This window comes from Halobium salinum (assembly GCF_026586625.1).
GTDB classification, from domain to species: Archaea; Halobacteriota; Halobacteria; order Halobacteriales; family Haloferacaceae; genus Halobium; species Halobium salinum.
Genome location: NZ_JAODIW010000005.1, coordinates 32,017 through 46,209, shown reverse-complemented (window position 1 = coordinate 46,209; position 14,193 = coordinate 32,017). Strand labels below are relative to the sequence as shown.

Annotated in this window: 11 protein-coding genes and 1 pseudogene; 6 read left to right on the top strand and 6 right to left on the bottom strand. The window is 65.6% G+C overall.

Annotated features, from left to right (window positions below; genetic code table 11):
* The first annotated feature begins 200 nt into the window (after positions 1–200).
* Complete coding sequence (locus N5095_RS01680; protein ID WP_267620363.1) at positions 201–1,181, top strand: NAD(P)-dependent oxidoreductase; 981 nt, start codon at positions 201–203, stop codon at positions 1,179–1,181.
* Positions 1,182–1,216: 35 nt separating this feature from the next.
* Here N5095_RS01680 and N5095_RS01675 read toward each other — a convergent pair whose 3' ends face one another.
* Entirely contained in the window at positions 1,217–2,395 is a 1,179-nt protein-coding gene (locus tag N5095_RS01675; RefSeq protein ID WP_267620361.1) for a M24 family metallopeptidase, read from the bottom strand.
* A gap of 761 nt (positions 2,396–3,156) precedes the next feature.
* Complete coding sequence (locus tag N5095_RS01670) at positions 3,157–3,654, bottom strand: DUF1269 domain-containing protein (protein ID WP_267620359.1); 498 nt, start codon at positions 3,652–3,654, stop codon at positions 3,157–3,159.
* A gap of 148 nt (positions 3,655–3,802) precedes the next feature.
* Between N5095_RS01670 and N5095_RS01665 the strand changes: the two genes are divergently transcribed.
* Complete coding sequence (locus N5095_RS01665; protein WP_267620357.1) at positions 3,803–4,414, top strand: HdeD family acid-resistance protein; 612 nt, start codon at positions 3,803–3,805, stop codon at positions 4,412–4,414.
* 135 nt (positions 4,415–4,549) lie between these two features.
* Positions 4,550–5,143 carry a DUF308 domain-containing protein gene (locus N5095_RS01660; RefSeq protein ID WP_267620355.1) on the top strand — a complete coding sequence of 198 codons (594 nt, stop codon included), beginning with the start codon at positions 4,550–4,552 and terminating at the stop codon, positions 5,141–5,143.
* A gap of 96 nt (positions 5,144–5,239) precedes the next feature.
* Here N5095_RS01660 and N5095_RS01655 read toward each other — a convergent pair whose 3' ends face one another.
* The gene (locus N5095_RS01655) at positions 5,240–6,604 is read right to left on the bottom strand and encodes a TIGR00341 family protein (protein WP_267620353.1); all 1,365 of its coding nucleotides are present in this window, start codon (positions 6,602–6,604) and stop codon (positions 5,240–5,242) included.
* Positions 6,605–6,737: 133 nt separating this feature from the next.
* Positions 6,738–8,057 (bottom strand): AI-2E family transporter, encoded by a 1,320-nt coding sequence (locus tag N5095_RS01650; protein ID WP_267620351.1) that lies wholly within the window; start codon positions 8,055–8,057, stop codon positions 6,738–6,740.
* Between the two features lie 199 nt (positions 8,058–8,256).
* Here N5095_RS01650 and N5095_RS01645 point away from each other — a divergent pair.
* Positions 8,257–9,986, top strand: a pseudogene (locus tag N5095_RS01645) (MFS transporter).
* 454 nt (positions 9,987–10,440) lie between these two features.
* On the opposite strand, the gene N5095_RS01640 reads toward N5095_RS01645, so the two are convergent.
* Together N5095_RS01640 and N5095_RS01635 are read right to left on the bottom strand one after the other, a co-directional pair.
* Positions 10,441–11,109: a DUF2238 domain-containing protein gene (locus tag N5095_RS01640; RefSeq protein ID WP_267620349.1), complete on the bottom strand. Its 669-nt coding sequence runs from the start codon at positions 11,107–11,109 to the stop codon at positions 10,441–10,443.
* Positions 11,106–11,717 carry a hypothetical protein gene (locus N5095_RS01635; RefSeq protein ID WP_267620347.1) on the bottom strand — a complete coding sequence of 204 codons (612 nt, stop codon included), beginning with the start codon at positions 11,715–11,717 and terminating at the stop codon, positions 11,106–11,108. Before N5095_RS01635 ends, N5095_RS01640 begins: the two co-directional genes overlap by 4 nt.
* A 198-nt stretch (positions 11,718–11,915) precedes the next feature.
* Here N5095_RS01635 and N5095_RS01630 point away from each other — a divergent pair, with 198 nt between their 5' ends.
* Together N5095_RS01630 and N5095_RS01625 are read left to right on the top strand one after the other, a co-directional pair.
* The gene (locus N5095_RS01630; protein ID WP_267620345.1) at positions 11,916–12,632 is read left to right on the top strand and encodes a hypothetical protein; all 717 of its coding nucleotides are present in this window, start codon (positions 11,916–11,918) and stop codon (positions 12,630–12,632) included.
* A gap of 140 nt (positions 12,633–12,772) precedes the next feature.
* Positions 12,773–14,146 carry a metallophosphoesterase gene (locus tag N5095_RS01625; RefSeq protein ID WP_267620343.1) on the top strand — a complete coding sequence of 458 codons (1,374 nt, stop codon included), beginning with the start codon at positions 12,773–12,775 and terminating at the stop codon, positions 14,144–14,146.
* Positions 14,147–14,193: the final 47 nt, after the last annotated feature.

Below are 14,193 nucleotides of genomic sequence, written 5' to 3'. Positions count from 1 at the left end.
CGCAGCGAGATACCCGTGAGCGTTGCGAACGGGAAGCAGCGAGACGAGTGGAACGAGTCTCGCCAGCCGCCCGAGTCGCGAGCGCGGGGGCTTCGTGAACTACCGACACAGCACTTCTACCGACTCAATCCCTCTCAACTGAACATCGCCCCACCAGACACCGGAAAGGACTAAGACGAACTCACACACAACGAGAACCGATGACCGAGAACAACGACGTCGTCGTCCTCCGCGAGGGGACCGAAGGGCTGTCGATGGAGTCGTACGCCGAGACGCTCCGCGACCGACTCCCCGACCGGTCGGTCGCGCTCGCTCGGACGCCCCGAGAGGAGCGCGAACTCGTCCCGGGTGCCCGGGTCGTCACCGGCATCACCGTCGAGGAGGACCTGCTCGGGCGTGCAGACCGGCTCGAACTGTTCGCCTGCACGTTCGCCGGCACCGACCACGTTCCGGTGGCGGCGCTAGCGGAGCGCGGTGTCGCCGTCACCAACGCTGGCGGCATCCACGCGCCCGGCATCGCCGAGCAGGCGGTCGGCAACATGTTGGTGTTCGCTCGACGGCTCCACGAGGGGTGGCGCCGGAAGGAACGTTCGGAGTGGCGCCACTTCCAGTCCGGCGAGTTGACGGGGAGCACCGTGGCCGTCGTCGGCCTCGGCTCCATCGGGAAGGCGGTGGTGCAGCGCCTGCAGGGGTTCGAGGTCGACACGATCGGCGTACGGTACAGCCCGGAGAAGGGCGGTCCGACCGACGAGGTGGTCGGCTTCGACGACGACGACCTTCACGACGCCCTCGCTCGCAGCGAGTACGTCGTCCTCGCCTGCCCGCTCACCGACCTCACGCGGGGGCTCATCGACGAGGCGGCGTTCGCGACGATGGGACCCGAGACCGTACTGGTGAACACGGCCCGCGGCGGAATCGTCGACACCGACGCGCTCGTCTCGGCGCTCCGGACGAGCAAGATTCGTGGCGCCGCCCTCGACGTGACCGACCCCGAGCCGTTGTCGGGGGACCACCCACTGTGGGACCTCGAGAACTGTCTCATCACGCCACACACGGGCGGCCACACGCCGAAGCACTGGGACCGACTGGCCGACATCGTCGCACGCAACGTCGAGCGACTGGACGCCGGCGAGGATGCGGCGGGGCTGGAGAATCTGGTTCGAGCCCCGGTCGGGGAGTAGGACGAAGAGCAGGTCGGCCCGGGGGCGGGTTCGACTCAGGCGGTGAACAGCCGACGCGGAAAGTCGGCGAGCGCCTCCGCACCCGACGAGGTGACGCGGAACGTCTCGCTCAACTCGACGCCGAAGTCGTCGAACCAGAGCCCGGGGATGGTGTGGAACGTCATGTTCTCCTCGAGAACGGTCTCGTCGCCGGGGCGGAGGCTCGCGGTGTGCTCGCCCCAGTCCGGCGGGTAGCCGAGCCCCATCGAGTAACCGATGCGGTCCTCCTTCTTCACGCCGTGTTTGGCTATCTCGTCGCGCCACGCCTTCTCGACGGCCTCGCAGGTCACCCCCGGCTCGACGGCGTCGAGTGCGGCTTCCATCCCCTCGACGACGATGTCCGCGGTCTCCTCGATCTCCTGCGGTGGGTCGCCGACGAACGTCGTTCTGGCGAGGGGAGAGTGATACCGGTGACGACAGCCCGACAGTTCGATGATGACGGGGTCGCCGTTCTCGAAGGGTCGGTCGGTCCAGGTGAGGTGCGGCGTCCCCGTGTGGTCGCCGGAGGGCATCAGCGGGACGATGGCGGGGTAGTCGCCGCCGTAGTCGTCGGTGCCGTCGACGAGCGCCGAGTAGATGGCCTCGGCGGCCTCGTACTCCGGGACGCCCTCCTCGATAGCGTCGAGGCCGGCTTGCATCGCGTTCTCGGAGATGCGAGCGGCCTCCTCCATGTACGCCAACTCCTGGTCGGATTTCTTGACTCGAACCCAGTTGACGAGCAGCGTGGTGTCGACGAGGTCGGCCTCGGGGAGTTGCTCCTGCAGACGGGTGTAGGACTTCGCCGTGAAGTAGTAGGCGTCCATCTCCAGGCCGACGGTCGCGTCGTCGACGCCGAGGTCGCGGAGCACCTCGGCGACGAAGTCCATCGGGTGGAGGTCGTGGGGGGAGTGAACGTGGTCGTCGCTGTACGCGCGGATACTGTCCTCGGAGAGGGTGGTGGTCGCCCGCGCGCCGTTGGCGTCCATCCCGCGACCGACCCACACCGGCTCGTCGCGGTCACGCGTGACGACGACGCCCTGGTGGACGTAGAACGACCAGCCGTCGTAGCCCGTGAGGTAGTTCATGTTCGCCGGGTCGCTGACGAACAGCGCGTCCACCCCCTCCTCCTCCATCCGCGCTCTCGTCCGGGCGATACGACGGTCGTACTCGCTACTGTCGAAGACGGCTCGGGGCATGTGAACGACTCTCTCGGGGGTTGGTGAAGCGATTGTAAATAGTTTGGCCCGAACGGTCGGTCGAAGTCGGCGGGCGGCGCCTCGCGGTACGTGGTCGGTTCGTCCGTCACGGTGGTCCACCGGCAGACTGCCGGTGTGGGACTGTCGCTGTCGGTATCGGGGACGACACGTGCCGTCGGTTCGGTTGTCGTTGCCAGGTGACGACGTGTACTGACTCGCTCCTCGCTTCCTGTAGACGGGTGTCTTACGTCGGGAGGTCGGAACCCGAGAGCGGACTGCCGGCTAAACGACGCCACGGAATGGGCCTCCATAAAAATACAATTATAATTGTTAAAACAACCTCAGGCTCGGTCGTTGTGAGTTGTCTACAAAATCTCAGTTAGTGACGCACTCTGGCCATTATATTCGATATTATGGAGAGCAAAGGCAGAATTCACATATCTTACGGTTCAGTATAATAAAAACTAATAATCGACAGTTGGGAAATAGTCGCTCGATCGAACTAAAGCCTGACTCGCTCAGATTCGACCAGAGATTCAAAAACTCGCATACGCTCTTTCGTCTGGAAGTCACGCCATCTAGCCAGGCCGTGGTCGAGTATCGTATCTACTTTGGCTATACTTCGTAAGTAATTGTACCAATGTAGCTTTCAATCGACCGGGGTTATCGACACCCAGGTGTGACCGGGGAGGGTGGAGCCGTGGTCCGTCCGGTGAGTGCCGCCGTCCGGACAGCGGCGACGGTCGAACTACCCTCGTGACTCAGGCCGGGGGTGCTTCGGTGCCGAAGGCCTCGCGGAGGTTCTGCTCCTGCTCGGGGGAGAGGTTCGTTCGGAGGACGGTGGGGGCGTGCCCCTCGATCTCCTCCAGGACGCGGTCCTTCTGGACGTCGCGGATGAGGAGGAAGATCGCCGAGTTGCCGGGGTCGATGGATTCGCTCACGCTCTTGATGAAGTCGTCGTCGACCCCAATGTCGGTGAATTTCCCGGATATCACGCCGGTCACCGACCCGATCGCCATCCCAAGCCAGGGCACCCAGAAGAGGAGCCCGATGAGCATCCCCCAGAACGCGCCGCCGAGCGCCCCGGCGCCGACCAGACTGTGTGCCTGATTGACCTTCACCTTTCCGTCCTCGTTGCGGACGACCACTGCGGCGTCTTCGAGCGTGATGAGCTCCTGCTTCTGTAGTTCGTAGAGCCTGTCGCGTACGTCCGTTGCACCGTCTACGGTGTCGAATGCGAGTACAACCAAGCTACTCATCGCACCGGGTAGCTGGCAGTGGCTAATCATCAACATTGTTGACGGAAAAACGGGAAATCAGCCAGTTACGATCCTCTGAAGAACGTGATTCTCCACGCAGACGAGAACGCTACTTAAGTCGACACGATGCCATCGTACGGTCGTACATATGGCGACGAGTGAAGCGGACATGCCGGAGTCGACAGAATCGCTGACGAACACGCTCCAGTCGAACTGGCGGATGTTCCTCGTCGCCGGTGTCGTCATCGCGGCGTTCGGCGTGTTCGCGATGCTCTCCCCGCTCCTGACCGGCATCTCTATCGCGCTGCTGGTCGGATTGCTCCTCGTCGGGAGCGCCGTCCTCCATTTCGTCGGTGCGTTCAGGGGGCAAGGGTGGAGGGGGTTCGTCTGGCAGGTCGTTCTCGGGGTCGTCACTCTCATCGCCGGTGGCGCGGTCCTGCTGAACCCCGCGTTCGGCCTCGCGACGTTGACCCTGCTCGTCATCGGCTACCTCCTCGCTACTGGGGTCGTCGAGGTCGTGATGGGGCTCCAACTGCGCGGTGAGAAGTACTGGGTGTGGACGGTCGCGAGTGGGGTCGTCGGAATCGCGCTGGCCGCGATGCTGTGGCTCGGGTTCCCCACCACCGCACTCTGGGCCGTCGGGGTCCTCTTCGGAGCCAACCTCCTCGTAACCGGTACCTCGATGGTCGCCCTGGCCCTCGGCGCGCGGAGCCTCACCGAAACGACCACGGAACCCGCGGCCGGCGTCGGTGGGGTCTGACAGGGTGAGTCAGCACAGCCGACCCTCGAAACGCGAGCCCGCGAACCGAAACGGAGCGCTTGACACCGACCCGTCCGTCGGTCGGCTCCCGAACGCCTCTCCGACGCTTCGGAGGCTTCGAACTCGTACGATACGATGACGACGACACGAGAGGAACGACCGAACCAGCCGAATCAGCCGACCGACGACGAACCCGGTAGCGAAGCGGCGACCGACGACTACGGCTTCGCGGTCGGCGTGATTGCCGCCGGTGTCGGCGTAATCGCCGTGGCGATGCCGCTGCTCACCGGCGCTGTCCTCAGCGTCTGGCTGGGTCTGCTGCTCGTCGTGCTCGGCGTCGTCCGTGTGGAGGGGCTCAAGCGTCGGGAGACGACACCGCTCGGCGACGTGGCCGCGGAACTGCTCCGCGCGGCCGGGTACGTCCTCGTCGGGATACTGCTCGTGTTCTTCCCTCTCGACGCGTCGCGACTGTCGGTGGTGCTCGCGGTCCCGCTCCTCCTCGACGGCGTCGGCAGGCTCACCGGAGTGCTTCATCGGGAAGCCGACCGCATCGCGTCGACGGTTCTCGGTGTGGCCCTCGTGGCTATCGCGGCGCTGCTCGTGGTCTCCTGGCCGAGCAACGCTTCGTGGGCGCTCGGAACCCTGTTCGGCCTCGGACTGATGGTGGTCGGCGTCGCCGCGATGCTCGGGTCGCGAGGGGTCGTCGGCTCCGGGTCGACGGCCCGGTGAACGGTCGGAGCGGGACGCGGCGTGGACGCCTCTTTCGACGCACCTGAAGGTGACGAGCGAGACGGCAACGAACGGTCAGCGGCGGGGCGCCGACGGTCAGTGAGTCGGGAGCCGGACGACACTCGGCCGTGTGGTCGTGGCGGAGCGGTCCCCGAGCGGACTGCTCGGCGGCTCACCGTCCGAGACTTGTGCCTCGATGAATCCGACGCGGACGATCACGTCCTGACCCAGCCGTTCGGTCAGTTGATCGTCGAACCGCTGGGCGAGGTCGGGCGGTGCTTCGAGGTCACGTGGGATGCCGACGAGCACGTCGACTACCGGTTCGTCGCCGAGGAGTCGGTCCACGGGCTGGTAGTCGACGGAGACGCCAACGAGGACGACCCCCTCGACGTCCGCCGCCTCGAACTCCTGTTCGATGAGGGCCTCGGTCTGTCGTTCGAACGCCTGTGTCTGGTAGGTGGTCAGCGTAACGGTCCCGAGGACGAGCGAGAGGACGGTGATGGCGACCACGATGGTGACGACCCGGGAGGCTACGGACGACCTGATACCCTCGTACTTTCCGGCGTCCAGCGGCTTGAACCCGGCCAGGTAGAAGAGGATGAGCGCGGAGAGGTTGATGGCGAGAAGGTTGACGATGACCAGCACCGCGCCGGCGATGGCGACTCCGGGGAGCCCGAACGCGATTCCGAGTCCGGACGTAGCTGCGGGGGGGACGAGCGCCACGGCGATAGCGACGCCGACGAGGGTCGACCCCGACCCCCGCATGATGCTGATGGCGCCCGCGATGCCGGACCCGAGCGCGAGGAACAGCGACAGGAAGTTCGGGCTCGTCCGCTCGGCGACCTGCGGAACGGCCCGGATGTCCAACCCCGGCGCGATGAGGACGGTCTGTTGGAGCAGCCAGCCGAGAACCGCCGCGGTCGCGATTGCGGCGAGAAGCCCCGTCACCTGGAGCCGTATGCCGCGGGCCGTCATGTCGCGGTCGTCGAGAATCGTCCCGACGCTCGCGGCGACCGCCGGCCCCATGAGCGGGGCGACGACCATCGCGCCGATGATGGTCGCCGCCGAGTCGAGGAGTAGCCCCGTAGTCGCGATGACCGTACTCAACAGGAGAAATGCGAAGAACGTGGAGTTCGCGGGTGCGAGGTCCTGGGCACGGGCGTAGAGTTCGTCCCGGGAGATTCGCAAGCCGGGAAATCGCTCGACCAGCCCCGAGAGGCGTCGTGATACGACCGTCTCGGTCGGGAGGACGATGGTGTACGCGTCCTCCTGGACACCGGCTACCGTCAGCTCGTCGAGGATCGGCTCGACGCCGCTCGGTGGGACGGGGAACTGGACCATCGCTTCGAAGTCCCCGCGGCCGACCTCGTCGAAGATCGCGTAGTCGATACCCTGCTCGTCGAGTGTAGCGACGACACTCTCGCGCGTCCCCTCCGGAATCAGTACCTGAACGAGCCGCATGCAACGGGTAGGATGCGTGTCAAGATAAAGCGGTACGTCGGGGAGCACGGCGACCGCGTGGGGAGAACGCGCTCCGTACCTCAGTCGCTCGAGTCGAGAGACGGCTCTGCGGTCGGCAGGCCCGAGACGGGAGCTACTCTCCGGTCGGGTCGGCGCTCTCGGTCGTGGTGGAGAGCCCTCCGTCGTCGACGCCGTCGGCGAGGTCGACGTCCTCCGTCGAGTTCACCGGCCGACTGTCACCCGTCTCCGGGTCGGGCCCCGTGGGGCGCTCGTCCCAGCCCGAATGCGACGCCTCGAGACGTTCCGGGGCGAGCAACCACGGGAAGACGAGCCGGCCGAACTCGAAGACGACGACGAACAACAACGGCGCGAGGAAGATGCCGTACCAGCCGAACAGGAGGGGTCCGAGGGTGTACGCGAGCATCACGGCGCCGACGTGGAGCGTTCGACCGCTGACGTACGGCCGAAGCAGTTGGTCGGGGATGTAGTCCACGACGACGAACGAGACGAGGAGGAACACGACCGGGAACCAAACCGCTTCGGGGTCCAGCCAGAGCGCACGGCCGAGGAGGGACGCGCCGACCGGCCAGGTGACGAGCTTGATGCCGATGACCGGGACGAGGCTGGCGACGCCGACGAGCAGTCCGAGGAAGGCCGCCTCGGGGATGCGGGTGACGGAGGGTGCGAAGAAGTTGAGGACGGTGTACACTACCGCCGCGAGCAGACCGGTCATGAGTGCGTTCAGGATGTTTCCGAAGTAGACGTTGTGGAGGTCGCGGTCGACGGTCGCGAAGTACGACTCCAACACCCCGTCGGCGTCGACGAACGTGGCGCGGCTCCAGCGGGCGAGGCGGTAGTCGTCCCTGAGCAGGTAGAACACGAGGATGAGGACGATGAAGCCGTGAATCCCGACGTCGAACACGGTCCCCACCCAAGCGAGCAACGACCCGAGCAGGTCGTTCAGCAGGGGGCCGAACTCGAGGTCCGCCAGGCTCCTCGGGTTCGTGAGCACCTCGTCGACTACGGCCTCCAGTCCCACGAGCAGGTCGGCGTAGGAGCCGACGAACCCCTCGAGGTCGGCAAACGCGTCCGACCCTAGAAGGTCGCCGAACGCCTCGGCCAGAATCACCACCGCCCACCCGACGACGACGAGCAGCGGGAGCGCCACCGCCAGGAGCGTCACCCCGACGGCGACCGTCCGACGCTCGATTCGGGTGTTGATGCGCCGGAACACCGGTCGTGCGACGTAGTAGACGAACACGCCCATGACGAGCGTTCCGACGTACCGCCATCCGACGTAGAGGAGCCCGAGAAGCAGTACGACGGCGACGACCCACAGCGCCGCGCGGGCCCGGTCGATGGGGCCCCACTCTACGGTCGCCGTGATGCGTCGTACGGAGGGTTCCGCTACGGAGTTCGCTGTCGGTGGTGTCTCGGTGTGTTCTTCGGCCATGGCAGGGTAGTTCGACGACACTTCTCGGACGGTCGCGACACGTCGATGCACGTGCGGCCGGAACATAGCCTTTCGCTCGCCCGAGGGTCGAGTTCGAGCGTTCGAATCCGAATATCCGACTCAGAGTTTGGAATCGTCCACGGGTGTCCGACCGACAGGCCACTATTTCTATCGTGGGGACGTATCCCTCCCGAGACACATGGGTTCCGCAACCGACACGGTCGACGGGGAGTCGCCCGCCCGCCCCGCCGACCGCGGGCTTTCGTACTGGGGGCCGGCCATCGCGGTGAACCTCGCGATGTTCATCGCGGTCATCGACTCGACGATGATGAACGTGGCTATCCCGGCGATCGTCTCCGACCTCGATACGACGGTCACCGTCGTCCAAGGGGCCATCACGTTCTACTCGCTGGTGATGGCGGCGCTCATCCTCCCGGGTGGAAAGCTTCCCTCCATCTTCGGGATTCGACGACTCACGGCCGCCACGCTCGTCGTGTACGCCGTCGGGACGCTACTGGCGGCGGTGAGTTGGAACACGACCGTCCTGTATCTCGGGTGGTCCGTCATCGAAGGGGCGGCGGCCGCCGTCCTCCTCCCGCTGACGTTCACCGTCCTCGTCGTCAGCTACGAGGGGGCGGACCGAGCGAAGGCGCTCGGCACGTTGGCGGGGGTGAGCGCGACCGGCGCGGCCGTCGGTCCAATCCTGGGCGGCGCGCTGACGACCTACGCCAGCTGGCGGTGGGGGTTCGCGTTGGAAGCGGTGGTCGTCGCCGTGACGCTACTGTTCGTCCGATACCTGACCCCGGACCGGCTGACCGAGACGCGCGAGTCGCTCGACGTGGGCGGAACGCTCCTGTCGGTCGTCTCGGTGACGGGGCTCGTGACCGGCTTCCTCCTCGGCGGGCGGTACGGCTGGCTAACCGCGACACGGCCGTTCGTCGTCGCGGGCGTCGAGTTCACCCCCGCCGGGACCTCCCCCGCAATCTGGTGTATCGCGGCCGGACTCCTCGCCTTCGCGGCCTTCCTCCAGTACGAGGCGCGCATCGAGCGGGCGGGAGGGTCACCACTCGTCCCCACCGAGGTGTTCAGCAACGGCCGGTTCACCTCGGGAGTCCTCACGTTCAGCAGCCGGTCCGTCGTCATGGCGGGGTTCATCTTCGTCGTCCCCGTCTACCTCCAGGCGGGGCTCGGGTACACCGCATTCGAGGCCGGCTTCGCGATGCTCCCCTTCTCGGTCGCGACCCTCGTCACGTCGATGTTCACGACGGGTTGGCGTGCGTACGTACCCCAAAAGACGCTCGTCCAGTCGGGCATCGTCGTCATGGGCGTCGGGCTCCTACTGTTGGTTGCGCGTACAGGTCCCGAACAGACCATCGGGTCGACCGTCCTCCCGATGACGCTGTTCGGCCTCGGCCTCGGCCTGCTGATGGCACAGTTGGTAGACATGACGCTCTCCGCCGTTCCGGCGTCGAACTCCGCGGAAGCCTCGGGCGTGCTGAACGCGGTCGGGATGCTCGGGTACGCGCTCGGGACGGCCGTCGTGGGGTCGTTCCTGCTCCAGCGGTTCTACGGTGGTGTCGTCGACGGGGTTCTCTCGGCGACCGACCGCCCGGTGGCTGCGGACCGGCGGACCGAACTCGTACTGGCGCTTCAGGACGCCGCCGAGACGGCGACCGCCGAGACACAGCGAGCGTTCCTGAGGGGTTGACGCCTTCGGAGCGGGAACTGCTCGCGGCCGTCTTCGAGGCGGCTATCACCGCCGCGCAGCGGGAGACGCTGTTGCTACTGGTCGTGGTCGTTCTGTTCACGCTGGTCCTCTCTGCGCTGCTCCCGCGAGGGAGTTCACAGACTGCGGGTTCGGCCGACCAAAGCGGGTTCGCGCCGGAGTCCGGTGAGCGAGTCCCGTCCGACCCCGCCGAGCAGGACTGACCCGGACGGGGGTCCGGTCCGGTCTGGTTCTCCCAGTGCACCGCCTCGCGACTCGGGTCGAACGAGACGGAATCGACCGGTTCGCGGACAGTACGTAACATCGGTAACAGCGTTAGTCCGACCGTGCCCAGGTAACACACGGTTTCCGTCGAAATCGGGACCCTGCGGCCCCCGGTGACGCGACTGCGTCGGTGAAACCGTTCGACACACGCGACCGTTTCTCGACTGCGGCGTCTGATTGCGGTCTCGCCAGTACTCGACCCATCGGCGTGTTCTCCATCTCTCTACGTACCCGACCATCCGTTCGCGGCGGTCGACGGCACCCGAGATGGGTGACGACAACGCCTGTCGTTCTCAGTTCATCCCGGGCCTTCTTCGACGCGACAACCTTCCGGTGGGGGGACGAGCCGGGCCGAATCCGATTCGGTAGTCGAAAACGATGGAACGGTGTCGATCAGCGTTTCGCGGACGCACCGCCCAGTCGTTCGGCGAGTTGACCGGAGACCCCCGTGAGGTGGGCAGCACCGAAGATGGCGACGAGGAGCCCGCCGAGCGTGTTGTAGAACAGGTCGAGGACGGAGTCGTCCAGTCCGTACTGCGTGAGCACCCCCGCCGTGCCGAACAGCTGTGCCGAGACGCCGATGTAGAACTCGAGGAGTTCCCAGACGACGCCGAACGCCATGACGAACATGAGCAGGAAGACGAAGAGGAATCGGGGCGGCATGTGGATGAACTCGCTGTGCTCGTCGAGGGCGCGGACGATGGTGTACGCCACCCCGGCGACCAGCGACGAGGAGAGCGCGTGGGTCATGTGGTCCCACCACCACGTCGCGCTGTAGAGGCTCAGGAACTCCAGTCCCGGAAGCGGGAGCGTCCCGAACGCGTGGAGAAACATGGCCGTCGTAATCCAGAGGACGAGGCCGACGTCCATGGTGAACCGGTAGTTGCGCTTCAACAGCGCCGGGAGGAACGTGACGAGGAGCCCGACGGCGGCGTTGACCGCGACACCTCCGTTTCCGTACCACAGTCCGACGGCGAGGATGCCAGCCATCACCACCTGCAGGACCCGAACGAGTCGACCCTGCCGTTCCGGGGTGAGGCGGGCGCGGTCTCTGACTCTCATGCGACACCCCGCTGGTCGACGAGGCCACGCTCGCGCTCACGGTTCGCCTCCAACTGCCGCCGGAAGTACCACCGGAAGAGCAGCGCGGAGACGACACTCGCCAGCAGTGCGGACGTGAAGACGGTCATCAACTGCGCGTTGGTCTCGACGAACGCGGTACCGAGGTAGCGGGCGGACGCCGCCGAACCGAGCGCCCAGAACCCCGCGGTCGCGAGGGTCGCGATCATCACGAACCCGATGGCGAAGTTCGGTGTCATCCGAATCGTCGTCGTCATCTCGAGCGCGACGACGACGAGAATCGCCAACGCGGCAATCCCCAGCGCGGACAGCGTGTCACCGAGAAACGAGGGGCTGAAGGCGCCGACGAGCAGGGGAAGCGACGCGAGTAGCAACATCGGCCACGGGACGGTCCGTGTCCAGGACCGGTGAGCCGCCGCCGGGACGACCGCCACGGCCGCAGCGACGGCCGCAATGGCCATCGCGACTAACAGGCCGGAGAAGAAGTTCGAGACGGCTGTCAACACGAGTAGTCCGGTCAGCACCCACGCGATTGCCGCGTTGAGGCGGGCGTCCTTGATGAACCACTCTTCGGGTAGCGCTTGACTCATGATTGGTTACCTTCCGGAGGGACTTCAGGCGTCTCGACCGCTTCCGACCCCGACGCCTACATCTCCGGCGTTCACTCCACGATACACCCTGAGCCGGTATCAAGATATCTGATACGGAAACGGGAGGACGTGGCACCGTTCAGAACTCGGCGCGGGCAAGGCTGATCCGAGCCGGGTGCGTACTAGCCGTGACCGACGATGGAGACAGTTCACGTTCGGAGCAGCGACTTCGCCGAGGTCGATTCCCCCGAGCCGATACTTGTGGACCACCGCTTTTCGGCGCTGGCCCGGCCGGTGCTAGAGCACCACCTATCGGTGCGACCAGTCGTCGACTCCCCGACATTCGTTGAGCGGCTGATCACCAGGATGGGCGGACTGCTGAGCGCCGGCCCCAACGATGGACGGTCTGTGACCCGAGTCACGCAGCAGCATCTCACCTTCGACGTCGGCGCTGCTGTCGAGGACGCTACCGGGTTGCTTCCCGCCGTCTCCCCGTTCGTCGTCGCCGACGAAACCGGGATATCGAGGCTGATGGCAGTTCTCGGGATGGCCGGGTGGGTTTTCACTGGCACTCCGATCGAGTTGACCCCACAGGACGCGTTTGTCTACGCAGTGGGGTACGACAAGGTGGTATACGAAGGTCACCGGCCGTTCCACCGTGAAGTCCTCACCGAACGCGACCTCGTCGTGGAGGTGTACGAGCGCCGGTGGAGCGTTGGGGACCGACACTTCTTCGACGGGTTCTCCGACGACGACGCCTTCCGACACGCGATCTCCCGACTCGTCGACTTGGGCTGTATCACCCGTCTCGAAAGAGGTGGTCGACTCCGCTTCGCGAGGACTGTGACAGGAGACCACCCTATCAACGAAGAGAGGGAGGGAGCGATGACAGAGGAGTGGGAACCGGTCCTGTGATCGCCGACCCGACACACGTCGAAATCGACTCGGGCGTACCCGTTCAAGTACCTGGTCGACGTACTCGGGGTATCCATCGCGTCGTCCCGAGCCGACGCCGGTTGTTCGGCCGACGACTTGGGTGACGGGACAGCACACCAATGGCACCACAGACGGCACGGTCGGACCCGACAGCGTACTACTTCATCAGCGACCTGCACATCGGCGGGGACGAGGAGCTCCAGAACGTGGAGTTCGAGGCGGAACTGTTGTCGTTCCTCCGTGAACTCGAAGCGAGTGACGAGGACGTAGAGCTGATCGTCAACGGCGACGCGTTCGGGCTGTGGGAGTACACGGAACTCGAGGGGCTCGCGAAGTTCGACACGCTCGTCGAACGCTACCCGGAGCTCTTCGAGCAGTTCAGGGCGACCGGCGAGCGGATTCCCATCACGTTCATGCCGGGGAACCACGACTACGAACTCGCCTGCTACCCGGAGTACGTCGACCGACTCGCCGAGTACAACGTCACGCTCGAACAGGAGGTCGTCCTCACCCGCCCCGTCGGCGACCGCGTCGCCTGGATCGAACACGGTCAACAGCGCGACCCGAACAACGAGAGCCCCGACTTCGGTAACCCGTACGCGAACCCGCCGGGCTACTACGTGAACCGCCACATCACGAGTCGCGCGGGGAAGCTCTCGAAGCGCGGACGGTTCAACTGGCTCAAGGACATCCAGTCGGTGACCCCGATGACGCAGATCCCCGACTGGATGATATCGAACTACTTCTACCGCGAGATGAGTCCACTCATCCGGTACGCCGCGGTGCCGTTTCTCCTCCTGTTCAACGTCAGCCTCCTCTATCTCGCCATCGTTCTGCTTGACGTCGTCGGCCTCTGGTCGACCCCGCATCAACTCGTCCTCTCCGTACTCGGCCAACTGAGCGTCGTCGGGGCGCTCATCGACACCGTCCTCGCCGTCAACGTCGTGGTCATCGGCCTACTCACGGTGATCGCTATCCCACTGTTAGTCCTCGTCAGAGACGTCCGTCAGACGCTGCGCAGGTTCGGATTCTTGGACGAGGGCGACGACCCCGAGGAGGTGCGGGATACGTACCTCGACGGAGCGAGAGACGTGTTCGACTCCCACCCCGAGGTCGCCGTCTTCGTCTACGGGCACACCCACCGTGCGTCGGTCACAGAGATAGACGACCGCGCGGTCGTGAACACGGGGACGTGGCTGAAGCGACTGTCCCGGCAGTCCGTCGTGCTCGGCATCCTCCCGCGAGTGTTCTACCCGTGGTATCAGCTGAACTACGTCCGGCTCTTCGAGAAAGACGGGGCCGTCGTCGTGGAGTACGAGGTTATCGGCAAGTCGGACCCGAAGGACCTGAGCCTCTTGGAACGGCTCCTCACGCGGCATCCGAACCTAGACAGCCCGGTCCCACGCCGAACCGTCGTGGGAAACCAGTGGGCCGCGGAGCGACAAGAGAGGGCGACAGCCCTGCGACAGCGACCCGACGAGGCCGAGGACTGAGTAGCCACCCCGGTTTCGCCGGGTCCCCGCACCGACGAGCGGGTGGG

Bases quoted from the DNA above. Each gene is read 5' to 3' on its own strand.
- N5095_RS01680 (WP_267620363.1), top strand. From the start codon at position 201: ATGACCGAGAACAACGACGTCGTCGTCCTCCGCGAGGGGACCGAAGGG.
- N5095_RS01675 (WP_267620361.1), bottom strand. From the start codon at position 2,395: ATGCCCCGAGCCGTCTTCGACAGTAGCGAGTACGACCGTCGTATCGCC.
- N5095_RS01670 (WP_267620359.1), bottom strand. From the start codon at position 3,654: ATGAGTAGCTTGGTTGTACTCGCATTCGACACCGTAGACGGTGCAACG.
- N5095_RS01665 (WP_267620357.1), top strand. From the start codon at position 3,803: ATGGCGACGAGTGAAGCGGACATGCCGGAGTCGACAGAATCGCTGACG.
- N5095_RS01660 (WP_267620355.1), top strand. From the start codon at position 4,550: ATGACGACGACACGAGAGGAACGACCGAACCAGCCGAATCAGCCGACC.
- N5095_RS01655 (WP_267620353.1), bottom strand. From the start codon at position 6,604: ATGCGGCTCGTTCAGGTACTGATTCCGGAGGGGACGCGCGAGAGTGTC.
- N5095_RS01650 (WP_267620351.1), bottom strand. From the start codon at position 8,057: ATGGCCGAAGAACACACCGAGACACCACCGACAGCGAACTCCGTAGCG.
- N5095_RS01640 (WP_267620349.1), bottom strand. From the start codon at position 11,109: ATGAGAGTCAGAGACCGCGCCCGCCTCACCCCGGAACGGCAGGGTCGA.
- N5095_RS01635 (WP_267620347.1), bottom strand. From the start codon at position 11,717: ATGAGTCAAGCGCTACCCGAAGAGTGGTTCATCAAGGACGCCCGCCTC.
- N5095_RS01630 (WP_267620345.1), top strand. From the start codon at position 11,916: ATGGAGACAGTTCACGTTCGGAGCAGCGACTTCGCCGAGGTCGATTCC.
- N5095_RS01625 (WP_267620343.1), top strand. From the start codon at position 12,773: ATGGCACCACAGACGGCACGGTCGGACCCGACAGCGTACTACTTCATC.